18 protein-coding genes and 2 pseudogenes are annotated in these 17785 nt (G+C 42.3%); 18 read left to right on the forward strand and 2 right to left on the reverse strand.

The window, feature by feature from the left end:
- Positions 1 to 35: 35 nt before the first annotated feature.
- From ACFO4O_RS14615 to ACFO4O_RS14705, 18 genes and pseudogenes are all read left to right on the forward strand, one after another.
- Positions 36 to 1067: an SMP-30/gluconolactonase/LRE family protein gene (locus ACFO4O_RS14615; protein WP_382409845.1), complete on the forward strand. Its 1032-nt coding sequence runs from the start codon at positions 36 to 38 to the stop codon at positions 1065 to 1067.
- A 201-nt stretch (positions 1068 to 1268) separates the two neighbouring features.
- Positions 1269 to 1583 carry an IS66 family insertion sequence element accessory protein TnpA gene (gene tnpA / locus ACFO4O_RS14620; RefSeq protein WP_382409847.1) on the forward strand — a complete coding sequence of 105 codons (315 nt, stop codon included), beginning with the start codon at positions 1269 to 1271 and terminating at the stop codon, positions 1581 to 1583.
- A gap of 2 nt (positions 1584 to 1585) precedes the next feature.
- Complete coding sequence (gene tnpB / locus ACFO4O_RS14625) at positions 1586 to 1870, forward strand: IS66 family insertion sequence element accessory protein TnpB (protein WP_382409999.1); 285 nt, start codon at positions 1586 to 1588, stop codon at positions 1868 to 1870.
- Positions 1815 to 2096 carry a hypothetical protein gene (locus ACFO4O_RS14630; RefSeq protein ID WP_382409848.1) on the forward strand — a complete coding sequence of 94 codons (282 nt, stop codon included), beginning with the start codon at positions 1815 to 1817 and terminating at the stop codon, positions 2094 to 2096. Before tnpB ends, ACFO4O_RS14630 begins: the two co-directional genes overlap by 56 nt.
- The gene (locus ACFO4O_RS14635) at positions 2096 to 2962 is read left to right on the forward strand and encodes a hypothetical protein (RefSeq protein ID WP_382409850.1); all 867 of its coding nucleotides are present in this window, start codon (positions 2096 to 2098) and stop codon (positions 2960 to 2962) included. Before ACFO4O_RS14630 ends, ACFO4O_RS14635 begins: the two co-directional genes overlap by 1 nt.
- Positions 2963 to 3075: 113 nt before the next feature.
- Positions 3076 to 3885 (forward strand): hypothetical protein, encoded by an 810-nt coding sequence (locus ACFO4O_RS14640; protein ID WP_382409852.1) that lies wholly within the window; start codon positions 3076 to 3078, stop codon positions 3883 to 3885.
- 10 nt (positions 3886 to 3895) lie between these two features.
- Positions 3896 to 4504: a hypothetical protein gene (locus ACFO4O_RS14645; RefSeq protein WP_382409853.1), complete on the forward strand. Its 609-nt coding sequence runs from the start codon at positions 3896 to 3898 to the stop codon at positions 4502 to 4504.
- 246 nt (positions 4505 to 4750) lie between these two features.
- Positions 4751 to 5755 carry an RHS repeat domain-containing protein gene (locus tag ACFO4O_RS14655; RefSeq protein ID WP_382409855.1) on the forward strand — a complete coding sequence of 335 codons (1005 nt, stop codon included), beginning with the start codon at positions 4751 to 4753 and terminating at the stop codon, positions 5753 to 5755.
- A 9-nt stretch (positions 5756 to 5764) separates the two neighbouring features.
- The gene (locus ACFO4O_RS14660) at positions 5765 to 6382 is read left to right on the forward strand and encodes an RHS repeat-associated core domain-containing protein (protein ID WP_382410001.1); all 618 of its coding nucleotides are present in this window, start codon (positions 5765 to 5767) and stop codon (positions 6380 to 6382) included.
- 470 nt (positions 6383 to 6852) lie between these two features.
- The gene (locus tag ACFO4O_RS14665) at positions 6853 to 7017 is read left to right on the forward strand and encodes a hypothetical protein (protein WP_382409857.1); all 165 of its coding nucleotides are present in this window, start codon (positions 6853 to 6855) and stop codon (positions 7015 to 7017) included.
- Positions 7018 to 7117: 100 nt separating this feature from the next.
- On the forward strand, positions 7118 to 7858 hold the full coding sequence (locus ACFO4O_RS14670; protein ID WP_382409858.1) for a DUF6088 family protein: 741 nt from the start codon (positions 7118 to 7120) through the stop codon (positions 7856 to 7858).
- 20 nt (positions 7859 to 7878) lie between these two features.
- Positions 7879 to 8847 (forward strand): nucleotidyl transferase AbiEii/AbiGii toxin family protein, encoded by a 969-nt coding sequence (locus ACFO4O_RS14675; protein WP_382409860.1) that lies wholly within the window; start codon positions 7879 to 7881, stop codon positions 8845 to 8847.
- A 117-nt stretch (positions 8848 to 8964) separates the two neighbouring features.
- Positions 8965 to 9618: an RHS repeat-associated core domain-containing protein gene (locus tag ACFO4O_RS14680; protein ID WP_382410003.1), complete on the forward strand. Its 654-nt coding sequence runs from the start codon at positions 8965 to 8967 to the stop codon at positions 9616 to 9618.
- Positions 9619 to 9620: 2 nt separating this feature from the next.
- Positions 9621 to 9983 (forward strand): hypothetical protein, encoded by a 363-nt coding sequence (locus ACFO4O_RS14685; protein WP_382409862.1) that lies wholly within the window; start codon positions 9621 to 9623, stop codon positions 9981 to 9983.
- Between the two features lie 346 nt (positions 9984 to 10329).
- Positions 10330 to 12531, forward strand: a complete 2202-nt coding sequence (locus ACFO4O_RS14690; protein WP_382409864.1) for an AAA family ATPase — start codon at positions 10330 to 10332, stop codon at positions 12529 to 12531.
- 178 nt (positions 12532 to 12709) lie between these two features.
- The gene (gene istA / locus ACFO4O_RS14695) at positions 12710 to 13756 is read left to right on the forward strand and encodes an IS21 family transposase (protein WP_382409866.1); all 1047 of its coding nucleotides are present in this window, start codon (positions 12710 to 12712) and stop codon (positions 13754 to 13756) included.
- 46 nt (positions 13757 to 13802) lie between these two features.
- A pseudogene (locus ACFO4O_RS14700) lies at positions 13803 to 14815 on the forward strand (IS3 family transposase); the annotation flags it as partial.
- A 486-nt stretch (positions 14816 to 15301) separates the two neighbouring features.
- Positions 15302 to 15472 (forward strand): annotated as a pseudogene (locus ACFO4O_RS14705) (transposase); the annotation flags it as partial.
- Positions 15473 to 15635: 163 nt separating this feature from the next.
- Here the strand turns inward: ACFO4O_RS14705 and ACFO4O_RS14710 are convergent.
- Both ACFO4O_RS14710 and ACFO4O_RS14715 read right to left on the reverse strand, forming a co-directional pair.
- A complete protein-coding gene (locus ACFO4O_RS14710; protein ID WP_382409868.1) occupies positions 15636 to 16829 on the reverse strand; it encodes an OmpA family protein in 1194 nt (397 codons plus the stop codon).
- Positions 16830 to 17176: 347 nt separating this feature from the next.
- Positions 17177 to 17632 (reverse strand): transcriptional repressor, encoded by a 456-nt coding sequence (locus ACFO4O_RS14715; RefSeq protein ID WP_382409870.1) that lies wholly within the window; start codon positions 17630 to 17632, stop codon positions 17177 to 17179.
- Positions 17633 to 17785 lie beyond the last annotated feature (153 nt).

Consider the following 17785-nt stretch of genomic DNA (forward strand, 5'->3'; position numbering starts at 1 on the left):
TGTGAGCGCTACACGTTTACAATAGGAAATTGTCTATGAATCGCAATCGCACTCGGTCAATAAAGTTTACCGCCATTATTTTACTATCTTGCTTATTCGCGCTACCCAATATGTTAACAGGCGCACTTGCGAGTCAAGTTCCCTATATTGAGATTGTAGATGAGCGCGCCCTTAACATTATTAGTCCTGATGCGGCCTTTGAAGTGCTCGGAACCGGTTACAGCTGGTCAGAGGGGCCTCTTTGGTTACCCGAGCAAGATATGCTTATTTTTTCAGATGTGCCGCAAAATACGCTTTATCAATACAAAGAAGGCGAAGGGGTGAGCGTTTACTTAACACCCTCTGGTGCTACCGGCATCGATCAGAACGACTCTCAGCAAGGCGGCAACGGCTTGTTGCTACACCCAAACGGGCAGCTTGTTATCATGCAGCACGGTGACCGACGTGTAGCGGCAATGGACGCAGCGCTCACACAAGCAGAGCCAAAGTTTGTGGCGCTTGCCGATAGTTATAATTCAAAGCGCTTTAATAGTCCTAATGACGGTGTGTTTCATTCAAACGGTGATTTATATTTTACAGACCCGCCTTACGGCCTTAAAAACGGCCGTAAAGATGCCAATAAGCAGCTAAGCTTTGACGGTATTTATCGATTGCGCCCCAGCGGCGAACTCACTCTTGAGGATGATAGCGTGCTTTATCCAAACGGTATCGTTTTAAGCACTGATCAATCAAAAGCGATTGTGGCGGCGTCTGATAGAGAGGCTGCAAAATGGTATCAGTATGATATTGATGCTAATGGGAGCTTGCGAAACAAGCGTGTTTTCTATGATGCGTCTAATTTAGTAGGGCAAGAAAACGAGCAAGGACTTCCTGATGGCATGGTGGTGCACAGTGCCGGTTATATCTTCGCGACCGGTCCCGGTGGAGTGTTCGTGTTTAATGAACTCGGCGAGCTTTTAGCCAAAATAAGAACGGGTAAGGCAACAGCCAACTGCACGCTTTCGGGTGATGAAAAAACCTTATATATGACCGCACACGATACGCTCATGCGGATAAACCTAAAGTGATTTCCTAAGAATTATGCGTCATCTCTGCAAGGGGCCTTGCCGTTTAGCCCTATTGGTTTGATTAGTTCATCTGGCGAGTGGGATATGTGCATTTAAAAGTCGCTTTTCGCCGTTTAGGTCGTAAGCGTCGCCCAAACCTCGTCTATTGGTAGCACATATAGCTCTGCATGATGATGTTTTTGATAATATATCGGGGACAGCATGTACAGAAAACGTCGAACCAAAGGAGAATGGAAAGCTAAGCTTGATGCGCAAGAGACCAGGGGAGTCACTACATTACAATACTGTGCCAAGTACGATATCCATTTGCAAACGTTTTACCCCAGAAAAAGCGATATCGATAAACCATGGCCCAAGCCGACCGCTAAAGCTTGGGCAAAAATCAGAAAACCTCAGCCTGTTACACAACATCCATCGCCGCAACTGAGTTTGCAGTATCAAGATATTGTGATTAGCATTTTGCAAACTCCCGAGTCACGTTGGTTGAGCCAAGTCATCAAAGAGCTCGCGTCATGAGAATGTTTGTCGAGCCAAAACTTGAGGTCTCCCCATTTGACGATGCGATGTTTATCTTTTGCAACAAAAAGCAAGATAAACTCAAAATTGTCTATTGGGATAAAACCCGCTTTGCCATGTGGTACAAGGTGCTGCAAAAAAAATCGTTTAAATGGCCTAAAGTAGACGACATGAGCCATCTTAGGTTGAGTGAGCAGCAGTTAACATGGCTCTTAGGTGGCTATGATGTGATTGGGCATCGCACGCTTAGTTACCAGTGCAGACTCAGGAAAACAACTCTCTGTTGAAATAGCATTCAATGATGGTGATGGTTTCAGCGAACAGATCGTAAGTGACAAGACTGCTCCTGTCGTAGCGGAGGGCGAGCCTGTTCCCGGCGCATACTCAATGGAGAAAACATTTGTGTACGATGCGCTCGGCCGCTTGGTAACTGTAAAAAAAGACGGTGAGCAAATACGTAAGTATAAGTTAGACAAGGCTGGAAACAGAACAAGCATTGAAGGAGAAAAATAATGAAAGGGATTTATAACAACTGCATGCTAGTGTCGTTCTTGCTTGCCACCAACACTTCTTATGCACTGCAAGAAGAAGTGGCTGACCCAATGCAAGTGCTCGCTGAGCAACTCAGCAGCGCCAGTGGCCCAAATGCTTCAATCGCTCCACCATCGGACTTAAGCTCGCATGACGAGGCTGGTGTTAATTTGCTATCTGGGAGTGCAACGTTATCCCAAACTGACTTAAAAATAGGCAACGGTGACTTATCATTAGAGCACACAATACTGAGTTATGCTGGACATTTTAGTCGCTTTTACGACTTGCGCGCGTCCTATATAGACATTGACCCCGGCGCCGGTGGTTTATATGCAACTGTTCGCTTAGGGACTGAAGTAAAGCAATTTACAAAACATAGCGGTGTATATAAAGCAAACAAACCTGATGGTTCTACCTTAATAAGAACGAGCGATAATTATTGGTTGTATACCTCATCTGATGGCACCGAATATCATATGTCCTCGCCTGGACGGATTGTTTATCCTAACGGATATACACTGACTCTTGGCCCTAATTACATTACCACAAATAATGGCCTGCAATTTAAATACACGTACAGCGATTGGCCCATTGATAGCCGCAATACCAACAATAAAATCGAAAAAATTACTGCAATTAATTTGGCGATCGAGTATTGCGACCAAAACATCAATGACTGTAGTCTCAACAATTCATGGCCAACAACTATTTATGACTGGGATGATATACCTGCCAGCACCGGCGTTGAATTTAATTTTACTGTGACTGACGGCCTAGGAATTGAAACCCGTTACGTGCAAAAAAATTCTTTTTGGAAGAGTCGCTTTCGACTCCAATTCGAGTCGTAAAAATATATTAAAATGGGTTAACGAAACCCAGCACGGAATACTCATATTACGAATGGAAGAGTTGTTTTGATTCAACAGGGGGTTACTTTTGGAGTTGCTCAGGTTCTCGGCTATTGGTAGAGGAAGCGAAGGTAAATGGCGTTAAGCATGAATATACATGGAATAGTACCGGTGGAGTTACCTCAAGCATAACCGCTAGCAAGCAAAGTGATAAGGGTAATGCAAGCATAAGTGCTACTGCCTACAAAGGGGGAGAACCACAAATAGGTAGCTCATCTTGGGTCAGTGGAAATGCACTTTATGATGGAATTGGTCGAAACCTCATCACTGAACTTACTGAAAAAGGCATCAAAAGCACATTTGAGTATGATGCGCGCAGAAATGTCTTCAAACGAACACAACACTCTGCAGCACTTCCAGACGTTCCCGCCTTGGCGAATATCGTAGAAGAGGCAAGCTATCCAACAACGTGCACTAATATTAAAACATGCAACAAGCCCACTTATATTATTGATGGTGAGGGTAACAAAACTGAATTTGATTACCATGACGAAACGGGACTCGTTAAACGTATTCGTTCTCCAGAAAATGCGCAAGGAATCCGCCCTACACAATTTTTTAGATATCAAAAGCACTACGCATATTACAGAAAGGGTAGCAATAGAGTAGTCAAAGCAGCTACGCCCATATGGCTATTAACGGAGACTGAAACGTGTGTCGAAAAAGCAGCATCTGCAACTGCATGCGCACCGAGTGATGCTCTCAAAACTAAATATGAGTACAGCAATAATAACTTGTGGTTAAGCGCAAAAATAGATGTTGCTACTGACGGATCAACACGGCGAACATGCTATGCCTACGATATTTACGGCAATATGATTGGAGAAATTTCTCCCAACGCTAAACTAAGCACCTGCCCATAAGGATATGAACATGAAGCATTTTATATATATTGTTTTACTGGTGGCTGCGTGTTCGGTGCAAGCAGCACAGGTTTCTAAAGACTATTTGAAGGCAAACAGATACAACATAAAAGGCCAAATTGCCGGCGAGATTTTCCCCGATCCAGACAAACATAATGATGGATTGGTCTTCCCCGCTACTCGCTACACTTACAATTCGAACGGCCAGCTTAGTAATACTCAAACTGGTTACTTATCAGCATGGCAAAATGAAACGATTGCGCCAAAAGACTGGACCGGATTTACCGTGCAATCACAAGTAATTATTGGCTATGACGGTTACGGGAGAAAAATTCGCGAGACGCAAGCAAAATCTGATGGTACTGCGCTGCAAATTACCCAGTATTCTTACGACACGTCAGACAGACTTAAATGCCAAGCTGTGCGAATGAATACTAGTACGTTTGGCTCGTTATCAAGTAACGCATGCTCACTTGTAAGTTCAAGCGAGGGCATGACTGACCGTATCACGCAATACGAATATGACAGCAAAAATCGAATAAAGACTATCAAGAAAGCAGTGGGTACAACGGTAACGCAATCGTATGCGAGATATACATATGACCAGTTTTGGCAATAAAATACGATCAAAGACGCGAACAATAATCTCGCAAAACGCGAATATGATAATCACGGGCGGCTGTATAGATGGTACTTCCCTTCAAACACGAAAGGTAGTGGCAGTCACAATACTACCAACTATGAACAGTACACGTATGATAAGAATGGCAATATAAAGCAGATAAGAAAGCGCAATGGAAAGAAAATCACTTACACCTACGATAGGCTGAATCAAGTAATTGAACAAAAATACTCAGATAGAGCCATGGACGATGTGTATTATTCATACAGTCTTTTAGGTCAGCGTTTGCGCGCCGCGTGGGATAGATTACACAAAAAGAATGGTATTCAGTATGCTTATAATGTGTTTGGAGAGTTGCAAACAGAGACTAGCAATTCTTACGGAGACTACAAAACGGTATATTCACTAGAATATGGCTATGATAACAATGGAAATCGCACATCCATTAAATATCCTGACGGAAAGACCTTTGACTACGAGTATGACAACCTCAATCGTCTAATAAATATCGATGACCCTGATGACAACACCTTACTCAATCCGGTGTATAGAAATAATGGTTCCCTATCGTCTATCAAACGCCCGAACAACGCTAACACAAGCTTCGCCGTAGACAGTTTATTGCGAATAGAGCAAATGAAGCACAACCTTAGTGGCAACGAAAATGATGTAACGTTTAATTATGCCTACAATCCTGCAGGGCAAATTAAATCGTTGAAGTTAAACAATAAGAAGTTTGAAGCCACTCAAGGCCCTGTGGAAGAAAGCTATATTACCAATGGCCTTAATCAATATTCGAAAGTTGGTAGCAAAAGCATCTCCTATCATACCGATGGCAACCTGAAAGACGACGGTGATAATACTTACAAGTACGACGTCGAGAACCGGCTAATTACTGCAAATACTGAGAGAATTACAGTTACTCTCAAATATGACCCCTTAGGACGCCTAGCTGAATATAGGGAGGGGGGGACGACAAGATATTTCGTATATAGTGGTAATGCACTAATTGCCGAGTACACCACGAAGCATAAAATGAACGCACGATATGTGCATTCGGTTGGCGCTGATGTGCCTGTGGTGAGATATGACACAGCGAGTACTGCGGTTGTAAACCGTCGTTTTTTACACGCGAATCATCAAGGCTCAATTGTTGCGGTATCAAAAAGTGATGGCAACGTGTATCAAATAAACACCTATGATGAATATGGTGTACCGTATTGGTCAAATCAGACCCGATTTGCATAAACTGGGCAGATCTACTTAAAGGCGCTTAAGCTTTATTACTACAAAGCACGGATTTATCATCCAAAGTTAGGGCGGTTCCTTCAGACTGACCCGATTGGTTATGAAGACCAGATGAATCTTTATGCTTATGTTTATAATGACCCAGTTAATTATAATGATTATTTAGGCCTGTCTGGTAATAAAACGAGGTACACCAATGTTCCGTTTGGAAAAAATCCAAATAACCCCTTGACACTGGAGGGTCCATATAAAAAGAGGCAAACCGTAACGAAACCTAAGATAAGAAAAACAACGAGAGCTTTTAGGTTTTTAGGAAATAAAGCCGTAAGGTATGTTACATTTGATTCTTTGAGGTATACCTCGACTGGCGTTATAGCTTTGAGCAGAGGGATCTCATTAACCATTGGTTTAGTCACGTATAGCCCCGAGGTGGCTGACGCGACGTGCAGCAACGAAAACAATGAATGCGTGGTTTCGAGCGAAAATATAATAAAAGACGATCAAATAGCAAAAGCTTTAGAGGGAGATATGCAAGATACTACAGATGATAATAATGTACCTATGGGTGTGAGGGATTGCTCTTTTGCAGCCTGTCAACCCCGTCGTCGCAAGGAAGAAGAACAGTGAAAAACTCAACGAGGAGGGTAAGCGCTTTTAAGTCAACGGTTGTACAAACTTGGAGCCCGTTTTTCCTCGTCGCGATCCTATTGTCTGTAAATGCATCTTTTCCGCTTTCGATTCTGTTTTTGTTTGTGAGTATAAATGCCATAGCCTTCACACATTTTGTATTACTCAGAATTGTGTTTTTATGGAATCTAAACATAGCGATATTTTGCATATTTTTGTTTACAACACAAATATTGATAATTAGTTTGATATTTTCATTTTAACGTGTAAACCACTATGCACTTATCGTACCTTTGTATCCGTCCGGCGATGGCCATCTAATTTAGTTCAACGTTCCAAGGCTGGAGTTTGTCAATAGTATCCGTCCGCGATACCTTTTAAAAAATGATGGCAAAAACAGCTATTATAAGTGCGACACGAACAAATATGACTTCAAAGGTGGATGGGCCAATAAGGGCTCGGAAATCATTATGCCCATTGGACCTCAACATTTGATTGATACCCAGGTCGGCAATAACAAATCATTAAGACCAAACAAACTTGATGCTGATATGACCGAACAGTTTATTAAGCAGATAGAATGGAAGTTGTTCCATGAAAGGCAGGTAGACGCGGAGAGAAAATTAAGCCTGTGAATTTTCTAATTCACCATCAATACGAAATGTCCATTATTTTTTTAAAAAACTGGACAGGCGTGCGGGATTCGAACTAAACTCCACACATCTGGAGAAGCTGATGACTATTGCACAATCTGTATATAAAGAAATCGAGCACATAAGGCCTGGTAAGCTATTTTCTTACAGGGATATTGGCGTGTACTCAGATCATAGTGAGGCCGTTGTTAAAGCCGTCAACCGCAATGTGAAAAAGCTCGGGCTCATTAAAGTCAAAAAAGGACTTTTTTATAAAGCCGAAGTGGGCCGGTTTGGACCTATGGCTCCAAGGGAAAATGACGTCATACAATACTTCACACAACACAAAAGCCGAACAGTAGGTTATGTGACAGGTCCTGCGCTTTATTATCGCTGGGGACTGACCACACAAGTGCCTGCCGAAGTGAATGTGGCGACAGCAGAAGACAAGCGTGAAAAAGCCAACCTTTCTGGCTTACGGTTAACTACATCACCTGCTCGCTACAAACGCGTCACTAAAACCAATATTGAGTTATTGCAATTCTTAGATGTACTTAACCATATTGAACGCATACCAGATGCCAATGTAGAGGATGTATCGAACAAGCTAGGTACGAGACTAAAAAGGTTTCCCGACAAATCAATAGCTGAGTTGGAAGACATTGCTATCAAAGCCTATGCCGAACGAACTAAGGCGTTACTTGGCATGTTCATGGAGCGTTATAAAGGCTATTTTAGCGACAAGTTACAGAAGTCGTTGAACCCAACATCAACATTCTATTTTTCGAACGCAGACAAAGTGCCAAATGCTAAACAGCACTGGCATTTAACAATCAATAAATAAACCTTAGAGCAAATTTATTCGTGGAATTACACACCAACCCAGGTCTCTTTGAAGAAGCTATTCGAGCAACGGCACAACACTTGACTTTACCAATGACTTACGTTGAAAAAGACTACTGGGTCACTGTTGCGCTTAAGGCCTTAGCTAAATCCGACATGAATGGCAGTATCGTCTTCAAAGGCGGAACTTCATTAAGTAAAGCCTACGGTTTGATTTCCCGATTTTCTGAAGACGTTGATATTGCGGTTTTAACTGATTCAATGAGTGACGGGCAAGTGAGACGGCGCGTTAAAAAAGCGTGTGGTTTAATACCCAATTGTTTCAAAGAGATAGACTCGCCAGACACATCAAAAAATTCTAATTTCAGGAAAATCCGATTTCAATACCCCAAATTGGAGGAGGAGAGTGAGCCACAAGGACAAGTAACAAATAGCCTCTTATTAGAAGTAAACGCGTTCGCTGATCCTGAGCCTTACAATCTGATGCCTATTTCCAGCTACGTTGCAGATTTTCTATCATCTACTGGGAATGAAGACGAAGTCACGCGCCATTCACTTCAGTCTTTTCAAATGAATGTTCTGTGCACCTCTCGCACTTTGTGTGAAAAGATCATGGGGATGGTTAAGGTGTCATGTGGCGACAATCACATAAATGACATCAATAAAAAGATCCGCCATCTCTACGATATCTATTATTTGATGGGCGATGATTCAACTTACGCTTTCTTTGAATCAAATAATTTTTCAGAGATGGCTAATCGCGTCATTGAAAGTGACCGACGGACATTTCCCAATTCGCAGTGGATAAATCAACCACTTGCGCAAGCCGTCGTCTTTTCAGATTTAGAATCCATTTGGGGACAACTTGAATCAACTTATAATGGTGATTTTAAGAAGATGGTAGTTAGTGCTGAGTTGCCAACGCCAGCATCATTATTTGAAATGACAAAGAAAATACACAATCAATTAGCAATACTAGATGGCAAATAATTGCTATTATTAAGTGTGATCAGTGACGAGCACACTCGTTCTTTGAAAATACGCTATGGATAAGCCTCCTCTGTAAAGCATCTTTCTGATTTCAATAGAATTTACTCTGGATCGTAGATCCGATTATTTTACTACAAAGCACGGATTTATCATCCAAAGTTGGGTCGCTTCCTGCAAACTGACCCGATTGGTTATGAAGATCAGATGAATCTGTATGCGTATGTGGGAAATGATCCTATCAATATGCGAGATCCTACGGGGCTCGCTGGATGTTCTGATGCAGCCAGCCAAGGAGTTTCAGGAACATGTATTGAATCCTCTAATTTTGATGAGTCAAAACATGGGAACAATACGACGGTTTCAAACGCTCAAACTGACACTGTAGCTAACAACAATATGTCTAGTTTAGAATCGAAAAATAGTGAAAAGGCAGGATATTTCACGGAAGGTGAAGGTGGAGAAGTCTCGTTTACTGAAGCAACTAGCGAAACAACTGAAAGCGGCGGAGTTTTAACAACAACGATGACCATACCTTCCAGTGCAACCGCAGTTGGGCATTCACATCCTGAAAATGGCGGAGAGGCAGCACCTGGTCTTCGCGATGATTCAGCTGTGAATGGCGGTAGACCAAATTATATATACCATAATGGAAGAGTGGTTGTTATTGAGAGGTCAGGCGGTCAATTCAGAGCAAGAGTCATTAATGGCAGATTGACAGGCACAGAGAAAAGACGAACTCGAAAAATGTTGAATCGTTTTCAAGGCAGGTAGTTATGGGTAAGCTCAAGAGTCTTCTATTAGTGATAACTGTGTTCCTGAGCTGTTTTTCTTGCGCAGGAACAAACGACTTTGACGATGTTTTGAAAGATAGACAGTCAATCATTGGCAAAGAAATAAAGTTAGTTGGAGTGATTCGAAATCAAGATGGACGGAAATTGATTTGTTCTGATTACGATAGTGATAACTGTCTAGACTTACAATTTACAGTTGACCAAGCAAGTCGTATTAATGAATTCGAGGGTTATAGGGTTGAATTAAATGGTGTTTATCGCGAGCACGAATACTTAGACAAAGATGGTGCATTACGCTTTATTCCCTCTCGTATCTTGGTTTTAATGGTAAAAAAAATACCATGATTTAAAAGTAATGTGCTTCTGTACTAAAAAGCTAATTAATAAGCCTATGCTTACTATATAAATCTGAATTCTACTTATTTTACTCTAAGTTAAGATATGAATCGTTGCTTGGTCAATAAGCCGTTAACGGTTTATCAACAGTATAAGATAGCAATAGAAGGTAAGCTTCTTATAAGTGATTGTCTCTAAAATTGTTCATATGATGTACTGAAGTTCAAAAGATTCGTTCGGTATCAGTTGGTAAAAATAACTAATGTGTTGACTATCGATAATCTAAGGCTTTTCATTTTCGAGCTATAGCTGGAATCATCCTATTGATGGTTAAACGCGTTTCTAAGGAAGGAATATGATTAATAACATACAAATCATTCCGCCAACCGCTACTTATGTAAACCAGGTGATATTAACCGACCTTCGAAGGATAAATTTTTTCTTTGGTGCAAATGGAACAGGAAAAACCACGATTAGCAGAGTACTTGCCGGCACTAATGGCTTTGCTCATTGCCCAGTAACATGGGACGGTGGAATTCAACTTGAGTCTATGGTCTACAACCGTGATTTTATAGATCGCAACTTTAATCAAGACGGTCCCCTACAAGGCGTTTTCACGCTTGGCGAAGATCAAGTCGAAGCTGAACGAAAAATTGCTGAGTTGCAACCCGAAATAGGAAAAATAGAAGAACAAATATCTAGCTTGAATGTTCAACTCGATGGCGATGACACACAGCCTGGTAAGAGAGTTGAACTAGATGCGCTTGAACCAAATTTTACAGAAAAGTGTTTCAGACAGAAACGACAGCATGATAGCTACTTTCAAGAAGCATTTTCCGGTGTAAGAGGAAACGCTGAAAAGTTTAAAGCCAAAGTATTAACCGAACATCATACGAACTCGGCAGAATTGTTCTCGTTGGATATACTCAAAGATAAAGCGGAGACGGTTTTTTCCAGTGATTTAGAGCGTGTGTCATTGCTCGGTGATTTATCAAGTCAGAATCTTATTCAAGCAGAAGATAACCCACTTTTACAAAAAGTGATTGTAGGTAATCAGGACATCGATATTGCTGCACTCATCGATAAATTAGGAAATAGCGACTGGGTCAAGCAGGGCCGTCAGTTTCATGCGCAAGACTCCAGTATCTGCCCTTTCTGCCAACAGTCGACAGACGAAGATTTTGCCGCGAGTTTGGATGCATTTTTTAGCGACGCCTACGACAACGACATAGTGGCATTGCAACAGCTGAAAAACAGTTACAGAGAGGCGAGCGAATATCTATCGACTGGAATCCAGCGAGTTGCAGAACAGAATAACCCTTTTCTCAAGACTGAATTGTTCAATGCAGAAGCTCAAGCAGTAGTTGATAGACTCAAAGTCAATCTTGCGTCTATTACACGTAAACTGAATGAGCCTAGCAGAAGAATTGAACTTGAGCCGATGCAACCATTGCTCGATAAATTACAGTTGCTGATAGCAGAAGCGAACGAAGCTTCTAACTATCACAACCAGACCGCAGAAAACATTGGCAGTGAGAGAGAAACATTAAAAGCTCAAGTATGGCGATACGTGCTCAACAAATTAGATACTGACTTAAACGAATATCATCAGCGTAAAGATAACTTAAACAGAACAATATCTGGCATGGAGCAAAGCCTCAATGCCAAAAACGAATGTTTGCAAGCGCTCAAAGGACAGATAAAGGATCTAGAGAAGCTCACGACTTCAATTCAGCCAACAATCAATGCGATAAATGGATTGCTCACTAAATTTGGGTTTAATTCGTTTGAACTCGGCGATGTAGGAGATGGAATACACTATCAGCTTCTTCGTGCCAACGGAGAAGAAGCCAGTAGCTCTTTAAGCGAAGGTGAAAAAACATTCATAACATTTTTGTATTTTTATCACCTTATCAAAGGTGCTCAGTCGCCTTCCGGTGTAACGGCGAGCCGAGTAGTTGTATTTGATGATCCCATTTCTTCTTTGGATAGTGACGTACTTTATATTGTGAGTAGTTTGATTAAATCTGTTATGGATGAGGCAAGAGATGACGCTTCACTAATCAAGCAGGTGTTCGTATTGACACACAATGTGTATTTTCACAAAGAGATTAGTTTCAATCAAAGAAGAACATCTGGCGATGCATTGAGTGATGAAAGCTTCTGGTTAGTGAAGAAATCACAAAGCGGTTCGGAAGTGACACGCTGCCAGACTAACCCCATCCGTTCAGCTTACGAGTTACTCTGGGAAGATGTAAGAGTAAATAATATATCCAGTACAGGTCTTCAAAATACGCTTCGTCGAATATTAGAAAACTACTTTTCAATGTGGGGAGGCATGAGTAAAGACGAAATTTGTGCGCTCTTCGATGGCCGAGACAAAATAATTTGTCAGTCTTTATTCTCTTGGGTAAACGATGGCTCTCACTCAATCCATGATGATCTTTACATTAATCATGGCGAGCAAACCAATGAATCTTACCTGCGTGTGTTTAAAGAAATATTCGTTCAAGCGGGGCAAGTAGGCCACTACAACATGATGACAAATCGTGTATGATGCTCATAAGACATTGAACAAATTTTAAACGCTGGTAGATTTGTAAGATATCAGCACAACGGTTCAACAGATATTAATTCAGCGCAAACCAAGCCCACGTTTAGTGTTTTGGGCCCTCTTGAATCTATATCGCTTCATGCCCTCTGCGCCTTTATTAATGTAATAAAGGTAAAGAAACATGGTTTCAATAAACAAAATTCGCACGGCGATTCGAATAAAGTTCGCGTTGCCCGACGCCAGCGGTCGCACACAAAGCAAAATTGTTGGTATTCCACACAACACAATGATTCGCTTATCAGCACGACTTGACCGCGCTGCAATCACGCATGAAATCGCAGAGGAGCTCACCGATAGCGAGTTAATGGTGAAGCTATATCCATCCATTGTGCACAATAATCGCTCAAAGCGTGCTCCCAATATTGAGCACATTATGACTGAGCTGACTAAACCTCGGGGCAAGGGCACCACAAAAGCAGTGCTGTATTTAGAATATGTTGCTGAAGATCCCAAAACCGCCATGAGTCGCTCACACTTCTATCGCAATATTAACAAAGTGTTGAAACGCTCCAAGTTGGTCATGAAACAGCTTCATGCTGCCGGTGAAGCAGTGTTTATCGACTATGCAGGTTACCAAGTGTTTTATCGCAAATCGAATAAGAAAGTTTGGGTGAAAGTCTTTGTGGCCGTATTGGGCGCATCGAAAAAAGTCTTCGCGTGGGCAACGTACGGTGAAAAAACGGTGCATTGGATCGATGGCATGACACGCATGTTTGAGGATTTTGGTGGTGTGCCTGAAGTGGTGGCAATGGACAATGCCAAAGCATTGGTCACCAAACCTGGGTTAATCCCTATATTTACAAAGAATGTGGAGTCGCTTGAAGAGCACTACGGCTGTTTTATGGATACCAGCAGACCTCGTTCACCTCAAGATAAGTCTCATGCGGAGTTGGGCGTGAAGTTTGTCACTCAGCGTATCCTTGTGCCCATGATGCGTAACCACACCTTCTTTAGTTTGGAAGAAATTAATGATTACCTGACTAAAGAAATCGCTGTCCTGAATAACACGCCTTTTCAGGGTCTACCGATTTCGCGGAATGATCTGTTTGAGAAAAACGAAAAGACAGTATTAAATCCACTCCCCACCACTCCATATCAGATGGTCGTTGATTGGTTACGACAAAAAGTGTTGCCCAACTACTGTAACCCTCCCATAGAATCAGAATAGCTTAAAAAGAGTTTTCCATTTACAGTAAACCTAATGGAGAACGAAGATGAAAAAAACTCGATTTACCGAAAGCCAGATAATCAGTATTTTGAAAGAAGGTGAATCTGGCGCAATGACCGTTCCAGAGCTGTGCCGCTTGCATGGCGTGGGGCAAAGCACCTACTACAATTGGAAATCAAAATATGGCGGCATGCAAGCGTCTGATTTAAGTAAAATGCGCGAGCTAGAAGCCGAAAATGCGAAGCTTAAAAAGATGTTTGCTGACGTCAGTTTACAAAACATGGGGCTGAAGGATATTGTCGAAAAAAAGCTGTAAAGCCAGCGCAGCGTAAAGAATTAGCTCAATATGCGGTGGTTGAATTTGGTTTGGGTGTTGTGTTGGCCTGTGAAGCAGTAGGCATTAGCCGATGCACTTATTATTATCAGCCAAAACTGGTCGATGATAATGAGATTATCGAAGCTGTCAGTGAGCTTGCACAAAAGCACACGACTTATGGGTTTAAGAAGATACATAAGCGCTTACGTTTGATGGGGCATTGCTGGAACCATAAACGCGTTTATCGGATTTATTGCGGTCTTAAACTTAATTTACGGCGCAAAGGTGAGAAACGCTTGCCTTCACGCGACCCAGAGACGTTGATTGTGCCTAGCAAACCCAATGAGTGTTGGTCGATGGATTTTATGAGCGACAACTTGCACGAGGGGAAATCGTTCCGCACGTTTAATGTGATTGACGATTACAACCGTGAGTCGTTGGCGATTGAAATTGATTCTAGTTTGCCGTCAAAGCGCGTTATCAGAGTGTTAGACAGAATCGCTGCATATCGAGGCTATCCAAAGGCTCTGAGGCAGGACAACGGGCCGGAATTCTTCTCTCATGCACTTGAAGTATGGGCTGAATACCATGGCGTAAAACTTGATTTTATCAAACCAGGTAAACCAACACAGAATGCTTATATTGAACGATTTAACCGAACATATAGGAACGAGGTGTTAGATTGCTATTTGTTTAAAAGCTTGACCGAAGTACGCGAGATAACAGATAGTTGGATGGTCGATTAAAATTATGAACGGCCTCATGAATCATTAAACGATTTACCGCCTAAAGAATATGAGCGATTAGATCAGGAAAACTCTCTTGAAGTTTGATCGATAAAAGGGAGGGTTACAACGCGGAACCGTTTCAGATAAACCCAGTACATCAACGTGATTAGTCATCTTCTTCTTCCTTCGGTTCCTAGTTTTTTCGCTAACTTATGAGCGCTGAAGTAAAGGCGTGCTTGGCGGCAAAAGTTTGCAGCTTCCTATCGCAAAAGCCCGCATCGCGTTAATAACGCCAAAAAAAATCGGCTGACCGTATTGGGTTCATCATAGATTGCCCGAATATCATTTTCTCCCGCATCAATGGAAAAAGATCCGTCGTCTAGCCGATAGGTTGCATGCCCGCCGAAGAAGCTCTCTTTGGCAAGCCTCGATGTAATCCCCTAGAAAGCCGGAGCAGTTGTAAGTAGAAATTGCCGTTAAACTAAAATGAAGGAGTTTTTTATGCGTAAATCACGATATATCGACAGCCAGATATTGGCGATACTAAAACAGAATGAGAATGGCGTAGCTGTTCCTGAACTATGCCGAGAACACGGCATGAGTTCAGCACAGTTCTACAAATGGCGAGCCAAGTTTGGTGGTATGGATGCCTCGTTGATGAAGCAACTCCAATCCCAAACCCGGAACTAAAACCCCCTAACCCCACTACCGCAGCGTCAGCAGCGATACTATTTCCACCAATAATGTTATTTAATGATTCTTTCTAGAGTATACAAAAAACCGAGGCACTAGGCCTCGGTTTTTATATAGTTAGCGCTTATCGCGCTAACTGATTCTAGCGGGTAAGCTTTTCTTCAACCGTCGCAGTGATTTTAGCTTCAATGCGTCGGTTTAAGCGGTGCGCTTCAGCGGTATTCTCAGTGAACTTCAAGCGTGTTTCACCATAACCAATTGCGCTTAGGCGTGAAGCATCAATGCCGTATCGATTTATTAGCATGTCGCGTGTTGCTTCAGCTCTGCGCTGAGATAGCGCCTGATTGTATGCTTCGGTACCTACAGCAGAAGTGTGACCTTCGATAGATGCATTGGTATTTGGATAACGCTTCATGAAGTCAACAAAGTCTGTAATCATTTCTGACTCAGGGTTGTCGATAACTGCGCTGTTATTAGCAAACAATAGGTCAAGCTCTACAAAGATTTCGGTCTCTTCAAAGATGCTGCAACCTACTTCATCCACACGGTCAGTAGACGGTGTATCTGCGCACTGGTCAACGTTATCTAACACGCCATCACCGTCAGAATCTTTGAATGCACAACCGCGCGCGTCTACAGCAACACCAGCCGGTGTGCGCGGGCATTGATCAACACTGTTAATCACGCCATCGCCGTCTAGGTCAATGTTACAACCGGTAGCGTCTACACGAACGCCTGCCGGAGTATTAGGACAGCGGTCTACAGCATCATAAACGCCGTCGCCATCTGTATCAGGCTGCGATTTAGCCGCGTTGTTTAAACCAAACACGTAAGCTAGGCCAAGTTTAAGGCTAAATTCGTTATAGCCCTGTCCAAAGTCATAGTAAGTGGCCGCTTCGGTGATCACTCTCCAGTTTTCGCCAGTAACCCAGTGCTTACCTAAACCTAAGCTAGCCATGCGGTAGCTGTCAGTTAACGACTGTTCTCTAATACCGCCAAACAGGTAAGCAGCATCATCTTCTAAAAAATACATTAAATCAGCACCAAGCTGAGTGCCGTCATCTGCTAACGATGAACGGTTGTTATCGTCGTTATCAATAAGTACGCGACCAAGCTCAAAACGAATGGCCCACGACGGGTCAAATCTGAAGCCCATCTCAGCACCAAATCCTTTACCTTCATCTAAACCGCCTACAGGCTCTGGCTTATCGGCATCCGCGTTATAATATTGTGCAAAACCGCCAACCCAGTTTTCATATGGAGGGGCTTCTTGTGCGGTCACTGCATGGGTGGTGCAAGCTGCTAATATGGCAGTTGCTAGCGCTAATTTCTTCATGGTGTGTACATCCTTTTGGCAGAATAATTTTTGTTTTGGGTCAGATGACCAAAATTTGCTTTGTATTATAAATGCTTACTTCAAAAAACGCATCGTAATCATTAACAATTTTTTGCGAGCGGGAATGTTTACCTGAGAGTATGTCTATTCACAGGCAACAGGTTATTTTAGCTCTTTTGCAAATCTGTATGGCCGTCTTCGCGGTCATTCTTTTTTGAACTTAGCACTCACTTCTGTGATGAGTTTGGTCGCGTGTATTTATATACACTATATGCATGATAGCAAGCCATGCATTTTTATCAAATCTAGCTGTTTATTCAGGCTTCGCTCTGCTTTTTTCAAGGCCGCTAGGGGTTCACGCAGTTTTTACAAATGCCGTGTGCTTCAATAGTTTGCGTATGAATTTTAAACGCGTTTTCTTTAGCCTGAGCCTCAAGTGTATCTTTTACGCCTTGAGACTGAATCTCTTGTACATCACCGCAGGTATCGCAGATCAAAAATTGAACAGGATGCGAGCAACCAAAATGATGACATGCTTTAAACGTATTATTTGATTCAACCTTGTGCACCAAGCCTAATTCTAAAAAGAAGTCTAGCGCGCGGTATACTGTGGGTGGCTTCGCATTATCCTCTACTGTTTTAAGCTTATCGAGCAAATCATAAGCCCCAATGGATGAGTCTTCATGAAGTAATATTTCGTACACGCGGGCGCGCAGTGGAGTAAATCTTACCCCTTGCTCTTCACAATAGTCTTTTGCCTTATTAAAAATGCGTTGTTTTTGGTCTGACAGGGCAATACTCAAGCAGTTTATTCCTGTGATATCTTTGGTCTGCTAAAACTACCGCAGACTGAATTACATAATAGTATGAGTATACCACTGCTTTATTTGTGAACAAGGCACAAAACAAGTAAAGTCACGCGCTGTTGGTTTGCATTACAGCCACAAATGTATCTG

Source organism: Glaciecola siphonariae, assembly GCF_042652645.1.
Classification (GTDB): Bacteria; Pseudomonadota; Gammaproteobacteria; order Enterobacterales; family Alteromonadaceae; genus Glaciecola; species Glaciecola siphonariae.

Excerpts from the sequence above, each read along its gene's own strand:
- ACFO4O_RS14690 (WP_382409864.1), top strand. The coding sequence starts at position 10,330 with ATGATTAATAACATACAAATCATTCCGCCAACCGCTACTTATGTAAAC.
- ACFO4O_RS14685 (WP_382409862.1), top strand. The coding sequence starts at position 9,621 with ATGGGTAAGCTCAAGAGTCTTCTATTAGTGATAACTGTGTTCCTGAGC.
- tnpB (WP_382409999.1), top strand. The coding sequence starts at position 1,586 with ATGTTTGTCGAGCCAAAACTTGAGGTCTCCCCATTTGACGATGCGATG.
- ACFO4O_RS14665 (WP_382409857.1), top strand. The coding sequence starts at position 6,853 with ATGCCCATTGGACCTCAACATTTGATTGATACCCAGGTCGGCAATAAC.
- ACFO4O_RS14635 (WP_382409850.1), top strand. The coding sequence starts at position 2,096 with ATGAAAGGGATTTATAACAACTGCATGCTAGTGTCGTTCTTGCTTGCC.
- ACFO4O_RS14615 (WP_382409845.1), top strand. The coding sequence starts at position 36 with ATGAATCGCAATCGCACTCGGTCAATAAAGTTTACCGCCATTATTTTA.
- istA (WP_382409866.1), top strand. The coding sequence starts at position 12,710 with ATGGTTTCAATAAACAAAATTCGCACGGCGATTCGAATAAAGTTCGCG.
- ACFO4O_RS14670 (WP_382409858.1), top strand. The coding sequence starts at position 7,118 with ATGACTATTGCACAATCTGTATATAAAGAAATCGAGCACATAAGGCCT.
- tnpA (WP_382409847.1), top strand. The coding sequence starts at position 1,269 with ATGTACAGAAAACGTCGAACCAAAGGAGAATGGAAAGCTAAGCTTGAT.
- ACFO4O_RS14710 (WP_382409868.1), bottom strand. The coding sequence starts at position 16,829 with ATGAAGAAATTAGCGCTAGCAACTGCCATATTAGCAGCTTGCACCACC.
- ACFO4O_RS14655 (WP_382409855.1), top strand. The coding sequence starts at position 4,751 with ATGGACGATGTGTATTATTCATACAGTCTTTTAGGTCAGCGTTTGCGC.
- ACFO4O_RS14645 (WP_382409853.1), top strand. The coding sequence starts at position 3,896 with ATGAAGCATTTTATATATATTGTTTTACTGGTGGCTGCGTGTTCGGTG.